General features: G+C 57.1%; 18 protein-coding genes and 1 pseudogene. 5 read left to right on the top strand and 14 right to left on the bottom strand.

The features are described 5' to 3' along the window. The first annotated feature begins 76 nt into the window (after positions 1-76). A complete protein-coding gene (locus tag INF61_RS11970; RefSeq protein WP_015572516.1) occupies positions 77-736 on the top strand; it encodes a MurR/RpiR family transcriptional regulator in 660 nt (219 codons plus the stop codon). Positions 737-744: 8 nt separating this feature from the next. On the opposite strand, the gene INF61_RS11965 is transcribed toward INF61_RS11970, so the two are convergent. The 4 genes from INF61_RS11965 to treR all read right to left on the bottom strand — a co-directional run bounded on the left by INF61_RS11965 (position 745) and on the right by treR (position 5826). Continuing rightward, entirely contained in the window at positions 745-1491 is a 747-nt protein-coding gene (locus tag INF61_RS11965; RefSeq protein ID WP_017694639.1) for an oligogalacturonate-specific porin KdgM family protein, read from the bottom strand. Between the two features lie 134 nt (positions 1492-1625). Continuing rightward, on the bottom strand, positions 1626-3281 hold the full coding sequence (treC, locus tag INF61_RS11960) for an alpha,alpha-phosphotrehalase (RefSeq protein WP_032671485.1): 1656 nt from the start codon (positions 3279-3281) through the stop codon (positions 1626-1628). A gap of 51 nt (positions 3282-3332) precedes the next feature. Further along, positions 3333-4751 (bottom strand): PTS trehalose transporter subunit IIBC, encoded by a 1419-nt coding sequence (gene treB / locus INF61_RS11955; protein ID WP_020480548.1) that lies wholly within the window; start codon positions 4749-4751, stop codon positions 3333-3335. A 127-nt stretch (positions 4752-4878) separates the two neighbouring features. Next, positions 4879-5826: a trehalose operon repressor TreR gene (gene treR, locus INF61_RS11950; protein WP_017383908.1), complete on the bottom strand. Its 948-nt coding sequence runs from the start codon at positions 5824-5826 to the stop codon at positions 4879-4881. 386 nt (positions 5827-6212) lie between these two features. Here treR and mgtA point away from each other — a divergent pair, with 386 nt between their 5' ends. After that, entirely contained in the window at positions 6213-8921 is a 2709-nt protein-coding gene (mgtA, locus tag INF61_RS11945) for a magnesium-translocating P-type ATPase (RefSeq protein WP_193547784.1), read from the top strand. 200 nt (positions 8922-9121) lie between these two features. Then, a complete protein-coding gene (locus tag INF61_RS11940) occupies positions 9122-11506 on the top strand; it encodes a family 20 glycosylhydrolase (protein WP_193547783.1) in 2385 nt (794 codons plus the stop codon). Positions 11507-11591: 85 nt separating this feature from the next. Here the strand turns inward: INF61_RS11940 and gbpA are convergent, their stop codons facing one another. The 5 genes from gbpA to INF61_RS11915 all read right to left on the bottom strand — a co-directional run bounded on the left by gbpA (position 11592) and on the right by INF61_RS11915 (position 15183). Beyond that, positions 11592-13040, bottom strand: coding sequence for an N-acetylglucosamine-binding protein GbpA (gbpA, locus tag INF61_RS11935; RefSeq protein WP_193547782.1), 1449 nt, complete (start codon positions 13038-13040; stop codon positions 11592-11594). A gap of 137 nt (positions 13041-13177) precedes the next feature. After that, positions 13178-13564 (bottom strand): 2-iminobutanoate/2-iminopropanoate deaminase, encoded by a 387-nt coding sequence (ridA, locus tag INF61_RS11930; RefSeq protein WP_126543197.1) that lies wholly within the window; start codon positions 13562-13564, stop codon positions 13178-13180. 73 nt (positions 13565-13637) lie between these two features. After that, positions 13638-14099, bottom strand: coding sequence for an aspartate carbamoyltransferase regulatory subunit (gene pyrI / locus INF61_RS11925; RefSeq protein WP_193547781.1), 462 nt, complete (start codon positions 14097-14099; stop codon positions 13638-13640). A gap of 12 nt (positions 14100-14111) precedes the next feature. Then, positions 14112-15044, bottom strand: a complete 933-nt coding sequence (gene pyrB / locus INF61_RS11920) for an aspartate carbamoyltransferase (RefSeq protein WP_033487898.1) — start codon at positions 15042-15044, stop codon at positions 14112-14114. Positions 15045-15078: 34 nt separating this feature from the next. After that, positions 15079-15183, bottom strand: a complete 105-nt coding sequence (locus tag INF61_RS11915; RefSeq protein WP_071524139.1) for a pyrBI operon leader peptide — start codon at positions 15181-15183, stop codon at positions 15079-15081. Here INF61_RS11915 and INF61_RS11910 point away from each other — a divergent pair. After that, a pseudogene (locus INF61_RS11910) lies at positions 15163-15280 on the top strand (hypothetical protein). The gene INF61_RS11915 and the pseudogene INF61_RS11910 overlap by 21 nt on opposite strands. Positions 15281-15283: 3 nt before the next feature. Here the strand turns inward: INF61_RS11910 and INF61_RS11905 are convergent. From INF61_RS11905 to arcA, 5 genes are all read right to left on the bottom strand, one after another. Further along, positions 15284-15763 carry an arginine repressor gene (locus tag INF61_RS11905; RefSeq protein WP_003863366.1) on the bottom strand — a complete coding sequence of 160 codons (480 nt, stop codon included), beginning with the start codon at positions 15761-15763 and terminating at the stop codon, positions 15284-15286. An 80-nt stretch (positions 15764-15843) separates the two neighbouring features. Next, positions 15844-17247: a YfcC family protein gene (locus tag INF61_RS11900; protein WP_022646882.1), complete on the bottom strand. Its 1404-nt coding sequence runs from the start codon at positions 17245-17247 to the stop codon at positions 15844-15846. Between the two features lie 46 nt (positions 17248-17293). Next, positions 17294-18298 (bottom strand): ornithine carbamoyltransferase, encoded by a 1005-nt coding sequence (argF, locus tag INF61_RS11895; protein ID WP_003863360.1) that lies wholly within the window; start codon positions 18296-18298, stop codon positions 17294-17296. A gap of 119 nt (positions 18299-18417) precedes the next feature. After that, a complete protein-coding gene (gene arcC, locus INF61_RS11890; RefSeq protein ID WP_017383904.1) occupies positions 18418-19329 on the bottom strand; it encodes a carbamate kinase in 912 nt (303 codons plus the stop codon). A 10-nt stretch (positions 19330-19339) separates the two neighbouring features. Then, entirely contained in the window at positions 19340-20560 is a 1221-nt protein-coding gene (gene arcA, locus INF61_RS11885; protein WP_047726448.1) for an arginine deiminase, read from the bottom strand. Positions 20561-21235: 675 nt separating this feature from the next. On the opposite strand from arcA, the gene INF61_RS11880 reads away from it, so the two are divergent. Beyond that, positions 21236-21688 carry a YhcH/YjgK/YiaL family protein gene (locus INF61_RS11880; RefSeq protein ID WP_015572526.1) on the top strand — a complete coding sequence of 151 codons (453 nt, stop codon included), beginning with the start codon at positions 21236-21238 and terminating at the stop codon, positions 21686-21688. The last annotated feature ends 64 nt before the right edge of the window (positions 21689-21752 follow it).

The following is a 21752-nucleotide window of genomic DNA, read 5'->3' as shown; positions in this document are numbered from 1 at the left end:
CAATGTGTGAAGCGCCTTCCAGAGACTATTTCTCTTTTGTGTTAATATCATCTCGGGATTAAACGGGGCGTAATAGATGAATTCATTCCAGGGAAGTGAACGTTTGATATTTGAATACATTCAGCATCATGCGTGTAATATTTCTAATATATCGGCAAAAGAGATTGCCCGTGATACCTTTACCACGACAACATCCGTTAATCGTGTATGTAAAAAAATGGGCTATAAAAGCTATACCGAGCTTCGGTACCGTTTTTTACGCGACCATTTTACACCTGCACCTGCTACACCCGACGTGGGGCCGCAGCCGGATGATATTGTGACAGACGTGTCCAGGTTGCTTACGCATTCCAGCCATATCTATCTTTACGCACGGGGAGCCTCGCTCACCAGCCTCAACTACCTGTCGCGCTTTTTGTCGCTGGCGAGCCTGCCGCACCTTATTTTGAATGACATGCACCAGTTGACACGCGTATCGAAGGGGACGCTGGTGTTGATCAGTAAATCCGGGGAGACGCAGTCGCTGATTGAAATGGCGCGTAACGCGCTGCGCAAAGGGTTGAAGATTATTGCGATTACCCGTCAGGGGTCGACACTGGCGTCGATCTCAACGCTATGCTGGCCGTTACCAATCGACATTAACGCGGTTTCGCTGTATCAGCGGGAAGGGCAGCTTGAACTGTTAAGCGCCGTGGACCGTATCGGCTGTAGACTGCTACAGCACGATACGGTGTAGTCAGGCCGTCAGAGCTGCTTCACTATTCCCAGACGTACGGCATAATCATTTTCATGGTTGCCGTCATTATTGATGTACGTTTTATCCAGTGAAACCAGTTCGACGTATGGCGTCCAGCCATCGTCGAGCTTGTAGTTGAACGCGACGGTATGCTCCCAGTAGGTGTCATCCCCGGTTCCCTGATCGACGTTATCCTGCCAGCGAAAGCGCGGGTTATAGGACATACCGAATTTGCCGATGTTATACGCGAACCAAATGTCGAACTGGTGTGACTGGCGGCGAGTATAACCGCTGCCGTCGAGTTCTTTATCGCTGTGCGCGTCATTGACGGTGTTATAGCGGTAACGGGCGGAGAGATTCAGACCGTTATCGAAGGCTTTCCAGCCCTGAATGAAGGGGCGGTAATGCGTATTGCTGGCGGTGAAAACCGTCACCATGCCAGGCGCAACGGCGAAACCATTTCCCAGATCAAAACGCCAGCGCGTTTCGATTTCCTGTGCCGCTTCCGTTAACCCCTTGTCGTCGGGATTATATCTGTCGGTATCACCAAAAAACGTATCATTATGGTTTTGTGCGGCTTCAACGGAGAAGTAAAAACCGTTATTCGCCTGATGCATGACCTTAATGCGTGAATCATTTACGTCTGAGCGCGTATTATGACCAAAGCGAAGGTCGACGGACGTATTCCCGCACCATCCCTGTGTGCTCAATAATAATGCGCTAATACACGTTGCTTTAATAATTATCTTTTTCATAATATCCTGCCGAGGTTATTTAATTGGCAGGCTATTTTTATTTTGAGTGCGCCATATTGTAAAAGTTATCGTCGTACATTTAGCGTATCGCTAAACATAAAAAAAGAGATACAGCATGCTGTATCTCCTGAGGTTTATTCCTGCACCCACCAGATAGCTTCAAACGGGCGCAATAGCAACGTATCGGGTCGGAAGGCAACCTCGTCATAGTTGCTGAGTGCCACCCGCCATGCTCCCTCTACGGGGGCGGGCTGCCACTGCTGGCGCGCGTGGCTCAGGTTCGCCACCACCATCAGCGTTTGTCCCTGCCACTGGCGGCGGTAGCACCACAGGGAAGGGTGATCCGGAAGCAAATCTTCATAGTCTCCCCACGTCAGTACCGACAAGGTTTTGCGCAGGCGAATCAGCGACTGATAGGTGTAAAACACCGAATCGGGGTCGTCCAGCGCCGCGCGGGCGTTCACGGTTTCGTAGTTGTCGCAGACGCCAATCCACGGCTCGGCCTCGGTAAAGCCCGCATTATGCGAGGCGTCCCACTGCATCGGCGTGCGGCCATTATCGCGTGACTTACTCGCCAGAATCACCAGTAGTTCATCCGTATCGCGACCGTTAGCCCGCTGTTCGGCGAACATGTTCAGGCTTTCCACGTCGCGGTAGTCGGTGATACGGCTGAAATGCGGGTTGGTCATACCCAGTTCTTCACCCTGGTAGATATACGGCGTGCCCTGCATCCCGTGCAGCACCATGCCGAGCATTTTCGCCGCCGCCACGCGGTGTTCCCCTTCGTCACCAAAGCGCGACACGATGCGCGGCTGGTCATGGTTACACCAGAACAGCGCGTTCCAGGCTTTGTTGTGCATCCCCTGCTGCCAGTGGCGGAAAAGGGTTTTTAGCGCCACGAAGTCCGGCTTCGCCTTCGTCCATTTTTCGCCGCCGGGGTAGTCTACCTTGAGGTGGTGGAAGTTAAAGGTCATCGACAGCTCGCGGCCGTCAAGAGACGCGTACTGTTGGCAGTTCTCCAGCGAGGTGGAGGACATCTCGCCCACCGTCATCAGATTACGCGGCGTAAAGACGTCGCGGCTCATCTCCTGGAGATATTCGTGGATGCGCGGCCCGTCAGTGTAGAAGCGGCGACCGTCGCCGAGGGTATCGTCCGGGAAATCCTGATCTTTTGAAATCAGGTTAATCACGTCCAGACGCAAGCCGTCCACGCCGCGATCGGCCCAGAACTCGCACACTTTTTTCAGCTCGGCGCGCACCGCCGGGTTTTCCCAGTTGAGATCCGCCTGCTCCGGTGCGAACAGGTGCAGATAATACTGCTCGCTTTCGGCGTGCCAGCGCCAGGCGTTGCCGCCAAATTTGGAGCGCCAGTTGTTGGGAAGCGTATCCGGCGTACCGTCGCGCCAGATATAGAACTGGCGGTACGGACTCGCTTTATCCAGCGACTCACGGAACCAGGCGTGCTGCGTGGACGTGTGGTTAAAGACCATATCCAGCACGATGCGGATGCCGCGTTCATGCGCCCGGGCAACCAGCTCGTCAAAGTCGTCCAGCGTGCCGTAGGTCGGGTCGATGGCAGTGTAGTTCGCCACGTCGTAGCCGTTATCCACCTGCGGGGAGATATAAAACGGCGTCAGCCAGATGGCGTCAATGCCGAGGGTTTTCAGGTAGTCCAGGCGCTGCGTTACGCCGCGCAGATCGCCCGTGCCGCTGCCGGTGGTGTCCTGGAAACTCTTTGGGTAAATCTGATAGATGACGCCGTTCTGCCACCAGTGAGGAAGGGTATTCATAGTACGTTCCTGCAAATGCGAAGGGGCGCAACTGCGCCCCGAAAGAGAGAATTAAACAATCTGCAACGTGCCCTGACGGAACTTACGCTGGTAAACCACAGTAGTCAGCGCCATTGGGATGATAATCGCCACCGCCATCGCCAGCGCAAATACCTGCCAGAACGCGGGCTGAATGGAGAGGATACCCGGCAGGCCGCCGACGCCGATCCCGTTCGCCATCACGCTGTTCAGGCCGCACAGCAAGCCCGCCAGGCCGGAGCCGATCATCGCGCAGAGCATCGGGAAGCGGTATTTCAGGTTGATACCGTACATCGCCGGTTCAGTGACGCCGAGGTAAGCGGAGATGGCAGCCGGAACGGAGATCTCTCGCTCGTTGTGCTTACGGCTGACGATGATGATGCCGGTTACCGCCGAGGCCTGCGCAATGTTAGACAGGGCGATGATCGGCCAGACAGGCGTACCGCCGAGGCTCTGGATCATCTGCATATCAATCGCCAGCGTGGTCTGGTGCACGCCGGTGATCACCAGCGGAGCGTAGAGGAAGCCAAACAGCGCGGCACCGATTGGCGCGAAGCTGCCGGTCATCAGGTGACGGACCGCGAAGGCCACGCCGTCGCCAATCATGCGGCCAAACGGACCGATAAAGGCGTGCGCCAGGAACACCGCCAGGATCAGCGAGCAGACCGGGACCACAACCAGATAGAGGTAATCCGGCACGATGCGCTTCAGACGCGTCTCAATGAAGCCCAGCGCCAGGCCCGCCAGCAATGCCGGGATCACCTGCGCCTGATAGCCCACTTTGGCGATGGTAAACAGGCCAAAGTTCCACACCTCTGGCGTTTGCTGACCAAGTAAGTAAGCGTTCATTAACTGCGGAGAGACCAGCGTCACGCCGAGCACGATACCGAGAATTGGCGTTCCGCCCATCTTGCGCACCGCGGACCAGCAGATCCCGACTGGCAGATAGAAGAAGATCGCTTCGCCAATCAGCCACAGGAAGTCATAGATGCTTTGCAGCGCCGGGTACATCTGCGCCAGGGTTTTGCCGTCGCTCATTGGCACATCGCCGATGACGTTACGGAAGCCCAGAATTAAGCCCCCGCTGATCAGCGCTGGCAGCAGCGGGAAGAAGATCTCCGCAAAATGGGAAATCAGCTGCTCATGCCATTTCATATTCTGGCGCGCGGCCTTCTTCGCCTGCTCTTTATCGGCGGAAGAGTGCCCGGTAGTCGCCAGCAGAGCCTGATAGTAATCGCCCACTTCGGTACCAATCACCACCTGGAACTGCCCGGCGTTGGTGAAGCAGCCTTTAACCATGGAAAGCTCTTCAATGGCCTTCGGGTTGGCTTTGGCCGGATCGTTCAGCACGAAGCGCAGGCGGGTAATGCAATGGCTGACGGTGGCGATGTTATCGCGTCCGCCGACCAGGACGATCAGCTGATCGATATCTGTTTGTTTGACTTTACTCATCATGAAACCTCATGACAGATGGTGATAGGGGTTATGACCTGTGCGCAAGCCTACTCCTTCAACGTGACGGCGAAAATGGGAACGTTCCCGAAATCGGGCGAAGATCACAATAATCTATTCAAAAGAATTATGAGAGATGGGCTGGAATAACGATCTGACGGGGCTCGGTACGCCCGGTAATCTGCTCGATCAGCTGCGCGGCAGCCTGCCGGCCAGACTCGGCGTAACCCGGATCAACGCTGATAATCTCCGGGTGTAAGAACTTCATCAGCGGCGTGCTTCCCACGCTCGCTAATTGCAGTTCCCCGATGCGCTGCTCCTGCAAATATTTGCTCGCACCCAATGCAAGGGTATCCGTGGCGCATACCAGGGCGGTGGTTTGTGACGTCAGCACGCTGGCGACCTGTTCATATCCCTGTTTCATACCCAGACCAGGCAGCGCGGCCACGGCGGGGAGATTGTGTTTTTTACAAAACGCCAGGTACGCTTCGTGGCGACGCTTGCCGGTGGTGATGTCGGCATGCGGCACGCCGAGATAGCTAATATGCCGATGGCCCTGTTCATACAGGCGCTGCATCAGGATCACGATCGCCCCTTCGTCATCGTAACAGACAGAGGCAAACCCGCTGGCGTCGCGCGCCAGCAGCACCAGTGACGGCTGCCAGGGTTTAAGCACGTCCTCTTTTAGGCCGGTAAATCCGAACAGCACCACCCCATCAATATTACGGCGCTGAAGCATGCCGAGATGCTCCTCCACCATTTGCGCGGAGAACTTGCTCTCCATCATGATCGGATCGTAGCCCTGCTCGTAGAACGCGGGCAGCATCGTCTGTACGGCAAGGTTTTCGGAGAGGGAATCCAGACGCGAGACAATAATGGCGACCACTTTATCGCTCTGCCCGCGCATGGCGCGCGCGGAGCGGGAAGGGGAAAAACCGTGCTGATTCATCACCGCCTCGACGCGCTCGCGTGTGCGCTCGCTGACACCGCTTTCGTTGTTCAGCACGCGTGAGACAGTCGATTTCCCCACGCCGCTTAAACGCGCGATATCTTTAATCGTAAGGCGGTTCTGCATGCTGTATTCCCTGTAACAACGATAAAATAATCAATTGAGCCTAATGCTATCCTGCGAATTCGCTATGGGCAAAGTCTGGTTTACGTTCGGTTTATTTGCAGGGCGTTATAATACCGCCCGATTAGTCACAAACGGTATGGATAAATCACTATACTGCGTGCCGATACCCAACTTTTTACTTACCGGAGGCCACATGGATCCCGATCCCACACCTCTCCTGACCAGGAGAAAACCTTCTTTCCGGTAAGCCAGCCTTTTACTGTCTCACCGGCGTGAGGCAGCAACGTTCATACGTTCCTGCTTGATAAATTAAGTGCCTGACAGGTACGGCTTTGCCACGCCTGCGGGAAAACTGCGTCCGCCTTTGCGGATGCGGGGGAATGACTATGCTGAAGAATATCACCCGGCAGCTGCAAGCGCTGCTGAGCCGTCACCTGCCACATCGCCTGATTGCGCGCGATCCGCTGCCAAATGCCAACACCATGGCGGGAGCGGCAATCCCCGCTTCCCTGACCGAGCGCTGCCTGAACGTGGCGGCGATGGATGAAAATGAAGTCTGGCGCGCCTTTGGCGGCCACCCGGAAGGGCTGAACGCGCAAGAAGTGTTAAAAATCCGCGCGGAACATGGCGATAACCAGATCCCGGCGCAGAAACCCTCTCCCTGGTGGGTCCACCTGTGGCTCTGCTACCGCAATCCGTTCAACCTGCTGCTGACGGTGCTCGGGATTATCTCTTACGCCACTGAAGATCTGTTTGCCGCAGGCGTGATTGCCCTGATGGTGGGCATCTCCACGCTGCTGAACTTTATTCAGGAAGCGCGCTCCACCAAAGCGGCGGACGCCCTGAAAGCGATGGTCAGCAACACCGCCACCGTGTCGCGCGTGATTAACGACCTCGGCGAAAACGCCTGGATTGAGCTTCCCATTGACCAGCTGGTGCCGGGCGATCTGGTGAAGCTGGCGGCGGGGGACATGATCCCGGCGGATTTACGCGTCATCCAGGCGCGGGATCTGTTCGTCGCGCAGGCGTCACTCACCGGTGAGTCCCTGCCCGTAGAGAAGGTAGCGCGGACCCGCGATCCGCAGCAGATGAACCCGCTGGAGTGCGACACCCTGTGCTTTATGGGCACCACGGTGGTCAGCGGCACCGCGCAGGCGATTGTCACCGCCACCGGCGGCAATACCTGGTTTGGACAGCTTGCCGGACGCGTCAGCGAGCAGGAGAGCGAGCCGAATGCGTTCCAGAAAGGCATTGGCCGCGTCAGCATGCTGCTGATCCGCTTTATGATGGTCATGACGCCGATTGTCCTGCTGATCAACGGCTACACCAAAGGCGACTGGTGGGAAGCGGCGCTGTTCGCGCTCTCCGTGGCCGTTGGCTTAACGCCGGAAATGCTGCCGATGATTGTCACGTCCACGCTGGCGCGCGGGGCGGTCAAACTCTCTAAACAAAAGGTGATCGTTAAACACCTCGACGCCATCCAGAACTTTGGCGCGATGGACATCCTTTGCACCGATAAAACCGGCACCCTGACGCAGGACAAAATCGTGCTGGAGAACCACACCGACATCGCCGGAAAAACCAGCGAGCGCGTGCTCCACAGCGCCTGGCTGAACAGCCACTATCAGACCGGGCTGAAAAACCTGCTCGACGTGGCGGTGCTGGAAGGGGTGGACGAGGAGTCTGCCCGCACGCTCTCCGGTCGCTGGCAGAAGGTGGATGAAATCCCGTTCGACTTCGAGCGCCGCCGCATGTCGGTGGTGGTCAGCGAGCAGGCGGACGTACATCAGCTGATCTGCAAAGGGGCATTGCAGGAGATCCTGAATGTTTCCACGCAGGTGCGCCATAACGGCGAGATCGTGCCGTTGGATGAGACCATGCTGCGCCGCATCAAACGCGTCACCGATAACCTGAACTGTCAGGGGCTGCGCGTGGTGGCAGTAGCCAGCAAGTTCCTGCCTGCGCGGGAAGGTGACTACCAGCGTATCGATGAATCCGATTTGATCCTCGAAGGTTACATCGCATTCCTCGATCCGCCGAAAGAGACCACCGCGCCGGCGCTAAAAGCGCTGAAAGCGAGCGGTATCACCGTCAAAATCCTCACCGGCGACAGCGAGCTGGTGGCGGCCAAAGTGTGCCACGAAGTCGGCCTGGACGCGGGCGACGTCGTCGTGGGGAGCGACATTGAGCACCTGTCCGACGATGAGCTGGCCGAGCTTGCCCAACGCACCACGCTGTTTGCCCGCCTGACGCCGCTGCATAAAGAGCGCATCGTCACTCTGCTGCGTCGCGAAGGGCACGTAGTGGGCTTTATGGGCGACGGCATCAATGATGCGCCAGCCCTGCGTGCGGCGGATATCGGTATCTCCGTGGACGGCGCGGTGGATATTGCCCGTGAAGCGGCGGATATCATTCTGCTGGAAAAGAGCCTGATGGTGCTGGAAGAGGGCGTCATCGAAGGGCGTCGCACCTTCGCCAATATGCTCAAATACATCAAAATGACCGCCAGCTCCAACTTCGGCAACGTCTTCAGCGTGCTGGTGGCGAGCGCGTTTCTGCCGTTTCTGCCGATGCTGCCGCTGCACCTGCTGATCCAGAACCTGATGTACGATGTCTCTCAGGTGGCGATCCCGTTTGATAACGTGGACGACGAGCAGATCCAGAAGCCGCAGCGCTGGAACCCCGCCGATCTGGGGCGCTTTATGCTGTTCTTTGGGCCGATCAGCTCTATCTTCGACATTCTGACCTTCTGCCTGATGTGGTTTGTGTTCCATGCGAATACGCCAGAACACCAGACGCTGTTCCAGTCCGGCTGGTTCGTGGTGGGACTGCTGTCTCAGACGCTGATTGTGCACATGATCCGCACCCGTCGTATTCCGTTCATCCAGAGCCGTGCCGCGTGGCCGCTGATTGTGATGACGGGGATTGTGATGGCGCTCGGGATCGCGCTGCCGTTCTCGCCGCTGGCAAGCTACCTGCAACTTCAGGCGCTGCCGCTGAGCTACTTCCCGTGGCTGGTGGCGATCCTCGCGGGCTACATGGTGCTGACGCAGATGGTGAAAGGGTTCTATGCGCGCCGGTATGGATGGCAGTAACGGCAAGCCCGGTGGCGCTGCGCTTACCGGGCCTACGATCCGAACGTAGGCCGGGTAAGGCGAAGCCGCCACCCGGCAGCTGGCTTTCCTCCCAAATTCAACAACCTGTGATCTCCGTCGGCGCATTCGCTTGACGACAATTTGAGCGCATGTTAACAGAATGTTTTGCCTGTATTTGGCCCGTCAGATAAGGAACATTCATGTTACGGTACAGCCTCTTAACCGCCGGGCTCATGCTCGGCGCCTCCGCCTTTGCCGCCCCGGCAGGCGACCTTCCCTTAATGCCCTGGCCTGCGAAGGTTGAACGCCCGACCACTCAGGGCGCGCTGGTGCTTAACAATCAACTCTCTGTGAGCGTCAGCGGCGACGATCTGGGGGATGCGGTCAACCGCCTGCGCCAGCGCATTGCGCTGCAAACCGGCTGGACGCTACAGCCGCAGGCCGAAAAACCTGACAAGCCGACCATCCGCATCGCCATCGCCAAAAAGGTGAAGCCGCAGCCGCTGCCTGACAGCGATGAGAGCTATAAACTCACGGTGGACGCCAACGGCGTAAACATCTCCGCCAACACCCGCTTTGGCGCGCTGCGCGCCATGGAAACCTTGCTTCAGCTGATGCAGAACGGCGCCGAAAACACCTCGATCCCGTGGGTGACCATTGAAGATTCGCCGCGCTTCCCGTGGCGCGGGCTGCTGCTCGATTCGGCGCGCCACTTCCTCCCGATTCCGGATATTAAACGCCAGATCGACGGCATGGCCGCGGCCAAACTCAACGTCCTGCACTGGCATTTGACGGACGATCAGGGCTGGCGCTTTACCTCGAAACGTTATCCAAAATTAACCCAGCTTGCCAGCGATGGGCTGTTCTACACCCCGGAGCAGATGCGCGAGATTGTGCGTTACGCTACCGAGCGCGGCATACGCGTGGTGCCGGAAATTGATATGCCGGGCCACGCCTCGGCGATTGCCGTCGCCTACCCGGAGCTGATGAGCGCGCCGGGGCCGTACGCCATGGAGCGCCACTGGGGCGTGCTGAAGCCGGTGCTGGATCCAACCAAAGAGGCAACTTATACCTTTGCCGACGCGATGGTCAGCGAACTGGCGGCGATCTTCCCGGATCCGTATCTGCATATTGGCGGCGATGAGGTTGACGACAGCCAGTGGAAAGCGAACGCTGCGATCCAGACGTTTATGCGTGACAACAAACTGGCGGACAGCCACGCGTTGCAGGCGTATTTCAACCGCAAGCTGGAGACGATCCTTGAGAAGCACCACCGGCAGATGGTTGGCTGGGATGAGATCTACCATCCCGATCTGCCGAAAAGCATTCTGATCCAGTCCTGGCAGGGACAGGACGCGCTGGGGCTGGTGGCGCAGAACGGTTATAAGGGCATTCTCTCAACCGGTTTCTACCTCGATCAGCCGCAATCCACCGCCTACCACTACCGCAATGAAATTGTGCCGCAGGGGCTGAACGGCGTGGATGTGATAGCGGACACCGACAGCGTCCAGAGCTGGGCTTTCTCCATGCCGCGTCTGAAAGGCAAGCCGGTGGAAGGCAGCTTTACGCTGGTGAAAGGCGATGCCGGGTGGCGTGGATTTATTGATTTTGCCGGGAAATCGCGTCGGGCGGTGGATAACATTCAGTGGCGGGACGACAACCAGGTAACGTTTACCGTTGATACCTGGATGGGTGAAACGCGTCCGGTCGTTTCTGTTGAGAACGATAAGCTCAGCGGCTATTTCCTGGTGGGTAACGCCCGCTACCCGATCGACGGCACGCGTCTGGACGCGGTGCCAAAAGGCATACCGCCGGTGGTGCCGGACCCGGCGAACGAGGCCAATCTGCTCGGCGGTGAAGCCGCGCTGTGGGCGGAAAACGTGGTCGCGCCGGTGCTGGATATCCGTCTGTGGCCGCGCGCCTTTGCGGTGGCGGAGCGGCTATGGTCGGCAAAGGACGTCAACGACATTGACAACATGTATACCCGGCTCCAGGCGATGGACAGTTGGTCCACGGTGTCGGCTGGACTACAGCAGCATACCCAGCAGCAGGTGCAGTTCACGCGCCTCGCCAACAATGCGGATACCCTGCCGCTGCAAATTCTCGCCCAGGCGCTTGAACCGGCGCAGTATTACACCCGCCAGCATCTTAAGTTCCAGGCCGGAAACTATCATCAGTTTGAGCCGCTCAACCGGCTCGCTGACGCGCTAAACGCGGAAAGTGCGACCGTGCGTCAGATGAATAAATGGGCGGACCGTCTGGTGAGCGACGCGGAAGACACGGAAAGCGCCGACGCGCTGCGCCACGTCTTTAACCGCTGGCAGAACAACACCAGCGATGCGCTGGCCTTGAGTGAAAACAGCTATCAGCTGAAGGCCATTAAGCCGGTGATCCAGGAGGTGGATAAACTGGCCTCGATTGGCCTGAGGCTGACGGATCTGGTGGCGCGTCAGGGCACGCTGGACGACAACGAGATCGCGTCGATCCAGAGCGAACTGGATAACGCGGCGACGATCCAGGACGAGGTGGTGATTGCGGCGGTGTACCCGCTGGAGACGCTGCTTAGGGCGACGCGGAATCAGTAACAAATGCGCCCGGTGGCGCTACGCTTACCGGGCCTACGTGACGTGTAGGCCCGGCAAACGAAGTGCCGCCGGGCGTGAAGGCAACTCAGTTCTTCAGCACCCACGCCTCTTTCCAGTGCGCGCCCACGCCCGGCTCAAACTGGTTTGCGGTTGGGCTGTACTGCACGCAGTAGCCGCTATACGGGAACGGTTTACACTCGTAGGTCTTACCGTTTTTAGGCTGTAACACCACGGTGCCCGGTTTGTAGGAGGCAATGCTGTCCGGGAAGATAAAGTCATGCGGGCCGCTGCTGTCCGCCGCGTCGCTTTCCAGCATCAGGTTTAGCACGTCCTGCGCGAACAGGGTGCCGTCTTTGTTGGTGGCGTAGTATTTCAGCATATGGTGGCCCGCCGTGACGTCAGTCAGCGTCATGGTCACGTTTTGATTGACGTTATTCATATCCTGCTTCAGGTAACCTTTTTCGGCACCGTGGTGGTTCATCACGTGCGCTTCAAAATTAACGTCACCCTGCGTGTTCACATGGAAGGTCACAATCACATTGCCATGTTCGATTTTGCTGTATTGCAGATCGGAAACGGCGATGGTCTCGCTCACCTGCGCCTTTTGCTCTTCATAAGAGATGGCAACGGATCTCAGCGTGCTGCCGTCTTTCACGAATACGCTGTTGGCGCCGTGAATCGGGCTGATTTCACCGGCTTCATCTTTCACACCGACGCGGACATCGCTATGAGCGGTGTTGATCTTCTGCGCCAGATCGTAGGACCACTGGTTAGCGTCGCCTTGTTCTGAAGAGCCGATGGTCATTTCAGTACGCAGGGCGGCAACTTCCCCGTTGGCGTCGAAGAAGCGTGCAATCACTTTATCGCCCACGTTCAGGTTATTCCCGGCAATCTGTCCGCTCAGGGTTTTACTCCACTGGGATATTACCGCTGGGGTATCGTCCGGCGTGACGTTGCCGCCGTTACCGAAATCAACGTCAATGGCCTGATAGAAACTGTTTGTGGTATCCGCAATTTCCCACACGCCATAAATAACCTGGTAGCCCGTACGTTCCGGGACATTACAGGTCATGGATTTTGTCATGGACGGTGCCTGACCATTCCCGTTAATAGTACAGAACGGCGTTAATTCGAACTGGTCACGGGTCAGCGGTTTATTGGGGTCCCAGTTTTGTTTGGTGATGTAATAACGCCAGTTGGCGGTTTTATGCGGCGCGGTATGGTGCCAGACAAATTCATGCGGGCCTGCCGTCATGGGGCTTTTAGTCCAGGCGTTCAGGCTCTGCTTATCAAGCTGGGAGTAGCTGGCAATACCGGCGCTGGCAAGCTGGCCGTCAGGCGGCATTGCGCCCGTCGGGAAGCCGGAGGTCTTTTCTACGCTCTGCGGTTCATATTGTACAGAGCCACAGTCAATATTCTGGCCGAGCTTACACATATAAGCGCGGCTGGCGGGGGATTCTATATATCCGTGTGCAAGTGCGGAAGACGCAACCGCTAATGTGGCAATGGCCAGCGCGATCTTAGAGAGTTTCATTCTTCATCCATTAATTAGAATATAACAAGGCAGCGTCAGTCTATTAATGGAGTGGGGGATGCGTCATTGCCTGGAGAGAGTAAAAATGGTCGCAATAAAAAAGGCAGCCTGAGCTGCCTTCTCTTTATTGAAATAAATTAGCGACGTACGGCAATCGCTTCAATTTCAATTTTTACGTCTTTTGGCAGACGCGCCACTTCCACACAGGAGCGCGCCGGGAAGTTGGCGTTGTGCTCGGTGAAGAACGCTTCATAAGTGGCGTTAACGGTGGCGAAATCGTTCAGATCTTTCACGAATACGGTGGTTTTGACGATATCGCCCACTTTCAGGCCGGCAGATTCGACGATCGCCTGCACGTTTTCCAGCGACTGACGCGCCTGCGCCGCTACGTCGGCTGGCACTTCACCGGTTTTTGGGTTCACCGGGATCTGACCAGAAGTGATGATCATGCTGCCCAGATCAACGCCCTGAACGTATGGGCCGATAGCCGCTGGTGCATTTTCCGTCGCGAGTACTTTGCTCATTTTTTCTCCAGAATTACAGCGTTAAGAATGTTCCCGGCCATTATAACAGCCGGGATTTCATTACCAACCTCAATTAGTTGGCCAGCACCACATAATGAGAAAACTCTTTTTCGCAGTATTTGCATTTGAGTGCAATGTCATTGGCGCGTTTTTTCACTGCGAAACTGGAGGAAACCGGCTCAGCATGACTGATGCAGTTGCTGTTCGGGCAGACCAGCACGCTTTCGATGCGATCCGGCAGGCTTGGGCGGGATTTGCCCACCACGTCGTAATCGTCGATGCGGTTAACCGTGGCGTCCGGCGCGTACAGAGACAGCTGGTTGACCTGCTCGTCGGTCAGGAAAGTGTTCTCGATCTTGATCAGGTCTTTACGGCCCATTTCGCCCGACGGCAGGTTCAGGCCGATGGTGATGCGCTGGTCGGTTTCAGTCAGTTTGAACAGCGTCAGCAGCTTAAAGCCCACCTGCGCAGGGATGTGGTCAATCACGGTGCCACACTTGATGGCTTCAACCTGGAGTTTGTTATCGTGTGTCATGGTCGTCTCCCCTTACAGAGCTAATTCGCGATTCAGAACCAGTGCCAGTAACGCCTGGCGGGCGAAGATGCCGTTTCCGGCCTGCTGGAAGTACCAGGCGTGCGGCGTTTTATCCACGTCTGTGGTGATCTCATCGATGCGCGGCAGCGGGTGCAGCACCTTCATGTTGTCGCGCGCGCCCTCGAGGTCGCTGGCGCGCAGCACGAACTGCGCCTTCACGTTGGCGTACTCGGATGGGTCAAGACGCTCTTTCTGCACGCGGGTCATGTAGAGAATATCCACGTTGCCCATCACCTCTTCGATGCTGGCGTGCAGGCTCCACGCGATGCCTTTTTCGTCCAGCATATCGAGAATGTACTGCGGCATCGCCAGCGCGTCCGGCGCGATGAAGAAGAAGCGGTTGCCGTTAAATTTCGCCAGCGCCTGGGTCAGGGAGTGGACGGTGCGGCCATATTTCAGGTCGCCGACCATGGCGATGTTCAGGTTCTCAAGCGTGCCCTGCGTCTCCCGAATGGTGAACAGATCCAGCAGGGTCTGCGTCGGGTGCTGGTTGGCACCGTCACCGGCGTTCAGCACCGGAATGCCGCCGGAAAACTCGGTCGCCAGGCGCGCCGCGCCCTCCTGCGGGTGGCGCATCACAATCGCGTCCACGTAGGTACTGATAACCGAAATGGTATCCGCCAGGGTCTCGCCTTTTTTGCCCAGCGACGTGTTGCTGCTGTCCGAGAAGCCCACCACGCTCGCCCCGAGGCGGTGCATGGAGGTTTCAAAGGAGAGGCGGGTGCGGGTGGAGGCCTCGAAGAAGCAGCTCGCAATCACCTTGTGCTTCAGCAGCTCCGGTTGCGGATTGGCCTTCAGTTTTGCCGCGGTTTCCAGAACCAGTTCCAGCTCTTCGCGGCTGAGGTCGTTTATGGAAATGATGTGTTTTTGATAAAGCGGATTCATGTTTATCTCCTGACGCCGGGCAAAAAAAAGCCCCTCAAATGAGGGGCTCTGGGAATAGGTTTAGCAACGGGAAGAAAAACGGCAGGCCAGCGTCTGATTTCAGACGCGGTAAGACGATATGTCGTACACGCTTGACCATGCTTCCTCCCGGCAAATTGTCGGGCATTATACGCAGCTCGCTTTTGGGATCAAGCGATTTAATGCACGCTTTACTCAATGCAAACGGTTCTTTATGAATATTAATGCGTTCTGAGTAAATAATTAATTTGCTTATGCACCAGCGCGGTGCGCTTCACCACGCGGGGCGCGACCCAGACAATACTGCTTCCGGCCACCACGCCTAAAATTTCCGGTAACTGGTGATAATCCAGAATACGCGCCACCGCGCGGCCATATCCGGCGACGGTATGGATAAGGATAAATTCGCTGTTGTGCTCCACGCTCACCACCATTTCAGAGACGGTACGCGCCGCGTCGGGGGCCGGGCGCAGCTGGGGATTCAGCGAATAAATCTTTAGCCCTTTGGCATTGCGAATTTTTATGACACCGAGCAACTTGAGCAGACGTGAAACGGTGGACTGGCTGATGGTCTCAAAACCCCGCTCCTGTAAGTCGCGGCGGATCTCCTCCTGGGAGAGATAGCTCTTTTCCGCGATCAGACGCTGGCAGACCGTTAGCTGTAGTTGCTCTTTGGGAGAGTACTCTTCGTAATCCATCATAGTTCCCATATCAGTTCCCGAAATAACCGGTGGCACCGCACCGATCCGTAGGCCGGATAAGCGCAGCGCCATCCGGCAAATTACAACAGGGCGCCCAGGCTTAACGCCACCATAATCACCACCGTTAAAATCCCCAGCAGCGGCGCGACCCATTTCAGATAGCGCACGTAGGGCACGCGGGCGATAGCCAGCCCGCCCATCACGACGGCAGAGGTGGGAGTGATCAGGTTAACGATGCCGGACGCCGACTGGTAAGCCGTAACCACCAGGTCGCGGTTGACGTTAGCGAAATCGGCAAGGGGCGCCATGATCGGCATCGTCAGAACGGCCAGGCCGGACGAAGAAGGCACAAGAAACGACAGCACCACTTCCAGCCAGTACATCACGTTGATGAACGCCACCGTCGACAATCCGGTGACCATTCCCTCGGCGCTGTGCAAAATGGTGTGGGTAATCATGCCCTTATCCATGATCACTACGATACCGCGCGCGATGCCGATAATCAGCGCGACGCCCAGCAAATCTCGCGCGCCGTTGATAAAGGTTGAGGTCAGCTCCTCTTCGCTCATGCGGGCGATCAGCCCGACGATAATCGCGCTGGCGAGGAACACCGCCGAGATCTCCGCCATCCACCAGCCCAGCACCGCCACGCCGTAGATCATCACCGCGAAGGCGAGGGCGAAGATCACCAGGATGAGTTTGCGCACCGGGGTAAACTCCAGCGACTGCTCGCCCTTGTTGCCGAGGAAGTGGGCGAGATTCTCTTCCTGCTTATCCGCCACGATCGACAGCGACGGATCCTTGCGCACCTTGCGGGCATAGCGCATTACCCACGCCACGCAGATGATCCAGCCGATCACCAGCAGCGCGATGCGCAACATGATGCCGTTGGTGAAGGGGATCCCGGCGGCGTTGGCGGCGATCACCGTGGCGAAAGGGTTGATGGTGGAGCCGAGGGTGCCGATCCCCGCGCCGAGCAGCACGGTGGACGCAGCAACCACCGGATCGAACCGCGCCGCCAGCATCACCGGCACCAGTAAGGTATAGAAGGGCAGCGACTCTTCTGCCATGCCGTAAATCGTGCCGCCTGCGGCAAACAGCGCCATCAGGATCGGGATCATCCACTCTTCGCGGCCGCGTAGTCGGGTGGTGACGCGCTCGATCCCGGCGTCTATCGCCCCGGTTTTAGTGACGATCCCGAGGAATCCCCCGATGATAAGGATAAACAGCGCCACGTCGATGGCCCCGGCCTGGCCGGATTCTGGATCGTACAGGCCGGCAATCGGCGCCATCAGCACCGAAACCAGCCCCTGCGGGTGCGCTGCCACGTGCGCGTAGGTGCCAGCAACCGGCACTTCTTTACCGAGCGCCTCGTTCATTGCCATATGGTACTGCCCGGCCGGAACAATCCACGTCAGCACGGCAACCACGGCAATCAGAAAAAAGAGAATGGTGTAAGCGGAGGGAAACTTGAACTTGCCCATGATGTTCTCCTGAACCCGGCGCACCCCGCGGCGCGCCGGGCGGTGATTAGTCGCCGAGTGTCGCCACCATGACCGCTTTAATGGTGTGCATGCGGTTCTCTGCTTCGTCGAAGACGATGGAGTTCGGTGATTCGAAGACCTCTTCCGTCACTTCCAGTCCCTTCAGGCCGTACGCCATTTCGATTTCGCGGCCCACTTTGGTGTGCTCGTTGTGGAACGCTGGCAGGCAGTGCATGAACTTGACGTTCGGGTTACCGGTGGCCTTCATCACGTCCGCGTTAATCTGATATGGCTTCATCAGGCTGACGCGCTCGGCCCAGGCCTCCTTCGGCTCACCCATGGAAACCCACACGTCGGTGTAGAGGAAATCGGTGCCCTGCACGCCTTCCTCCACGTCGTCGGTGAGGGTGATGCGCGCGCCGGTCTCTTTGGCGATGGCGCGGCACTGCTCAACCAGGCCCGCCTCCGGCCAGAAGGATTTCGGCGCCACAAGGCGGATATCCATCCCCATTTTGGCCGCGCCGACCATTAGCGAATTACCCATGTTGTTCCGCGCGTCGCCGAGATAAGCAAAGCTCAGCTCCGGCAGGGTTTTGCCCGGAGAGTGCTCCAGCATGGTCATCAGATCGGCGAGAATTTGGGTGGGGTGGAACTCGTCGGTCAGGCCGTTCCACACCGGCACGCCCGCGTACTCGCCCAGCTCTTCAACGATGGCCTGGCCGTAGCCGCGATACTCGATGCCGTCATACATGCGGCCCAGCACGCGCGCGGTGTCCTTCATCGACTCTTTGTGGCCGATCTGCGATCCGCTTGGGCCGAGGTAGGTGACCTGCGCGCCCTGGTCGAACGCACCCACTTCGAAGGCGCAGCGGGTGCGGGTGGAGGTTTTTTCAAAGATCAGGGCGATGTTTTTCCCGACCAGGGTTTGTTTTTCGCGTCCGGCTTTTTTGGCGGCCTTCAGCTCGATGGCGAGATCGATCAGGTACTGGATCTCCGCCGGGGTGTAGTCCAGCAGTTTCAGGAAGTTGCGGTTTTTCAGGTTAATGGTCATGGGGAAATCCTTTTTAAAATTTAGCTGTCTGATGCCCTCACCCCGGCCCTCTCCCGCAGGGAGAGGGGGCGTACATTCCCTCTCCCTTTGGGAGAGGGTTAGGGTGAGGGGAAAACGACTCAGTTACGAATCAATGTGCCTTTCTCGCCCGCCAGGATCTCCGCGCCGTCATTCAGCGCGCCGATCCCGGCAATGCCGTTGCAGGCCTCAACAAACTCGCGGCAGGCGGCCACTTTCGGCCCCATCGATCCGGCGTCGAACTGCATGCCTCTGAGCAGCTCCGGCGTCACCTGCGCCAGCGGACGCTGGGTTGGCTTGCCCCAGTCGAGGTACACCGCGTCGGCATCGGTGAGGATCAGCAGGGCATCGGCCTCGATCTGGCGCGCCAGCAGGGCGGCGGAGAGGTCTTTGTCGATCACCGCCTCAATGCCGCGATAGCCGTTGGCGTTTTCCACTACCGGCACGCCACCGCCGCCGTTGCAGATCACCAGGTGGTCGCGCTGGATCAGCGCCGTGATGGCGTCACTCTCGACGATGCGCTTCGGCTGCGGCGACGGCACCACGCGGCGGAAGTAGCTGCCGTCGGCCTTAAACACCCAGCCTTTTTCCGCGGCCAGCGCTTTAGCCTGGGCTTCGCTGTAGACCGGGCCGATGTACTTGGTCGGGTTGCTGAACGCCGGGTCGGCGGCGTCCACTTCCACCTGCGTGAGCAGGACGCTGACCTCGCGCTGGGGCAGATTGTTTTTCAGCGCCTGCTGGAGCATGTAGCCGATCATTCCCTGGCTTTCGGCGCCAAGAACGTCCAGCGGGTAGGGAGTGACTTTGTCGTAGGCGCTGTTTTGCAGCGCCAGCAGTCCGACCTGCGGGCCGTTGCCGTGCACCAGCACCACGCGCCACTGTTCCGTTAAGCCGGCGATGGTGCGGGCGGCCTGCTCGATGTTCTGGCGCTGGATCTCCGCTTCCAGCGGCTCGCCGCGCTTGAGCAGCGCGTTGCCGCCAAGGGCCACAACCAGAGTAGGTTTTCGTTCCATGATGGCTCCTTTAAATTCCGTCGCGTTCCAGTGGGCAGCTCATGCAGCGCGCGCCGCCGCGTCCGCGTCCCAGTTCGTCGCCTGGGATAGGCAGCACGGTAATGCCTGCTTTGTCGTACTTCTCGTTGGTCCAGACGTTGCGCTCGTAGCCGATCACCACGCCCGGGCGGATGGTGAGGACGTTGTTGGCATCGTTCCACTGTTCGCGCTCGGCTTCAAAGGCGTCGCCGCCGGTGGTGATCAGGCGGACGTGGTTTATGCCGAGGGCTTTCTCGATGGCGTGCAGCAGGTCGGTTTCCTGGGTACGCAGCAGGCCGCCGCGTCCGTCCGGGGTGAGCGTCCAGCACTGGGCATCCTTGCGCACCACTTCCGGATAAACGGAGAAGGTGTCCACGTCGATGTGGGTCATCACGGTGTCGAGGTGCATGCAGGAGCGGTGTTTTGGCAGCTCAATGGCAATCACGCGCTCGGCCTGGCGATGTTTAAACAGGCTGTTGGCGAGGAACTCCACGCCCTGCGGCGTCGTGCGCTCGGACATGCCGATCAGTACCGCTCCGCGGCCAATCACTAATACGTCGCCGCCTTCCAGAGTGGCGTGGTCGTAATTAATATTCTCGTCGCCGAAATACTTAATAAACTCGCCGTCGGCAAATGCGGGGTGCCAGCGATATATTGCCCGCAGGTTATTGGTTTCACGCTGGCGGGCGGGTTTCGCCATCGGATTAATGGAGACGCCGTTATATATCCAGCAGGAGGTATCGCGGGTAAATAAGTGGTTCGGCAGCGGCTTCATAATAAAATCATTCGCCGTGTGGGTATCAACCACCATATTTTTAATGGCCGCCGGAATTTCACCGTAGGTTAATCCGCCGCTTAATCTGCGCGCCAGTTCGCGGTGCGGCATATCCGCCAGCCAGCCGCGCACGTCGGCGGCAAAGGTTGGCCCCAGGCGATAGTCGGAGATTTGTGTTTCAAGAAGCCAGGCTTTTGCTTCAGCAATATCAAGCGTTTGCGTAAGAAGGTCGGTCAACAGCAGGACTTCCACACCCTGCTCGCGCAGCGTGTTTGCGAAGATGTCATGCTCTTCACCCGCCCGTTCAACCGAGAGCACGTCATCAAATAGCAGCTCCTGACAGTTTGAGGGGGTTAACCGTTTCAGACTTAAATTAGGACGGTGCAGCATAACGCTACGCAATTGACCAATTTCAGAACCGACGTAATGCTTTTCCATAATTATTCCTTTAACTTTTTTTCAGAATAAAAAGGGCATGCGCCATGTGATGTGTTTAATTTCATGGCGGCTAAGCTCAATTGATTTCGTGATTTATAGTAGGCGCTTAAATAATGGTTATTGTGACATTGCTCACGCGAAAACCGATATTGAGCAGTTTATTTTCAATTGCATGATTCGTATCAGATAATGATTAATTTCATATTATTAAGGGATGAATAGCTAAGCAGGAACGGGTGGCAATATTTGAAGTTGTTATTATTTTGTAGAATCACACGCTTTGAAATATTTAGTTATATTGTTGATTTTAATGGATAAAATGTTGTCACGGGAATAGCTATGCAATAATGACAGTTAACTATTTTTCACTTAAGAGAAATCAATAAATAATTATGGATTTTTAAAGGAAATAACCAAAGTGATAAAGTGTGATACACCAACAGGTTTTGTGAGTTATGTTTTAAATTCAGTGAGTTAGATCCTGTGTGCAAAGTGCATGAAATGAGGTTATGCATAACCACTGCATAAATGCCTGTGTGCAATTAACAGTGGATTAACACATTTCCCGATAAACATGCGCTGACGCAAATCTTGTCAAAAAAGGGCTGGTATGGAAGAGGCAATTCTCGTATAAAACATAAAAATGAAACAATGTTTTAATCTGAGGGTTGTATCATGATTATTGGCAATATTCATCATCTCCAGTCCTGGTTGCCAGAAGAGCTGCGCCAGGCCATTGAGCACGTTAAGGCCCACGTCACCGACGCAACGCCGACCGGTAAGCACGACATCAATGGCAACAGCCTGTTTTATCTGGTTTCGGAGGACATGACCCAGCCGTTCGCCGAGCGCCGCGCTGAATACCATGCGCGCTATCTGGATATTCAGATTGTGCTAAAAGGTCAGGAAGGGATGACCTTCAGTACCCTGCCGCACGGTACGCCGGACACCGACTGGCTGGCGGACAAAGACATCGCGTTCCTGCCGGAAGGCGAGCAGGAGAAAACCGTGGTGCTGAGCGAAGGGGATTTTGTCGTGTTCTGGCCGGGCGAAGTGCATAAGCCGCTGTGCGCGGCGGGAGCGCCGGCGCAGGTGCGTAAGGTTGTGGTGAAGATGCTGGTAGAGTAACCCCTCACCCCGGCCCTCTCCCAAGGGGAGAGGGTGTAAAAGTTCCCTCTCCCCTTGGGAGAGG

The organism is Enterobacter cloacae complex sp. P18RS (assembly GCF_014982105.1).
Classification (GTDB): domain Bacteria; phylum Pseudomonadota; class Gammaproteobacteria; order Enterobacterales; family Enterobacteriaceae; genus Enterobacter; species Enterobacter hormaechei_C.
The sequence above is the reverse complement of the archived record's forward strand: the minus strand, read 5'-3'. Positions and strand labels throughout refer to the sequence as shown.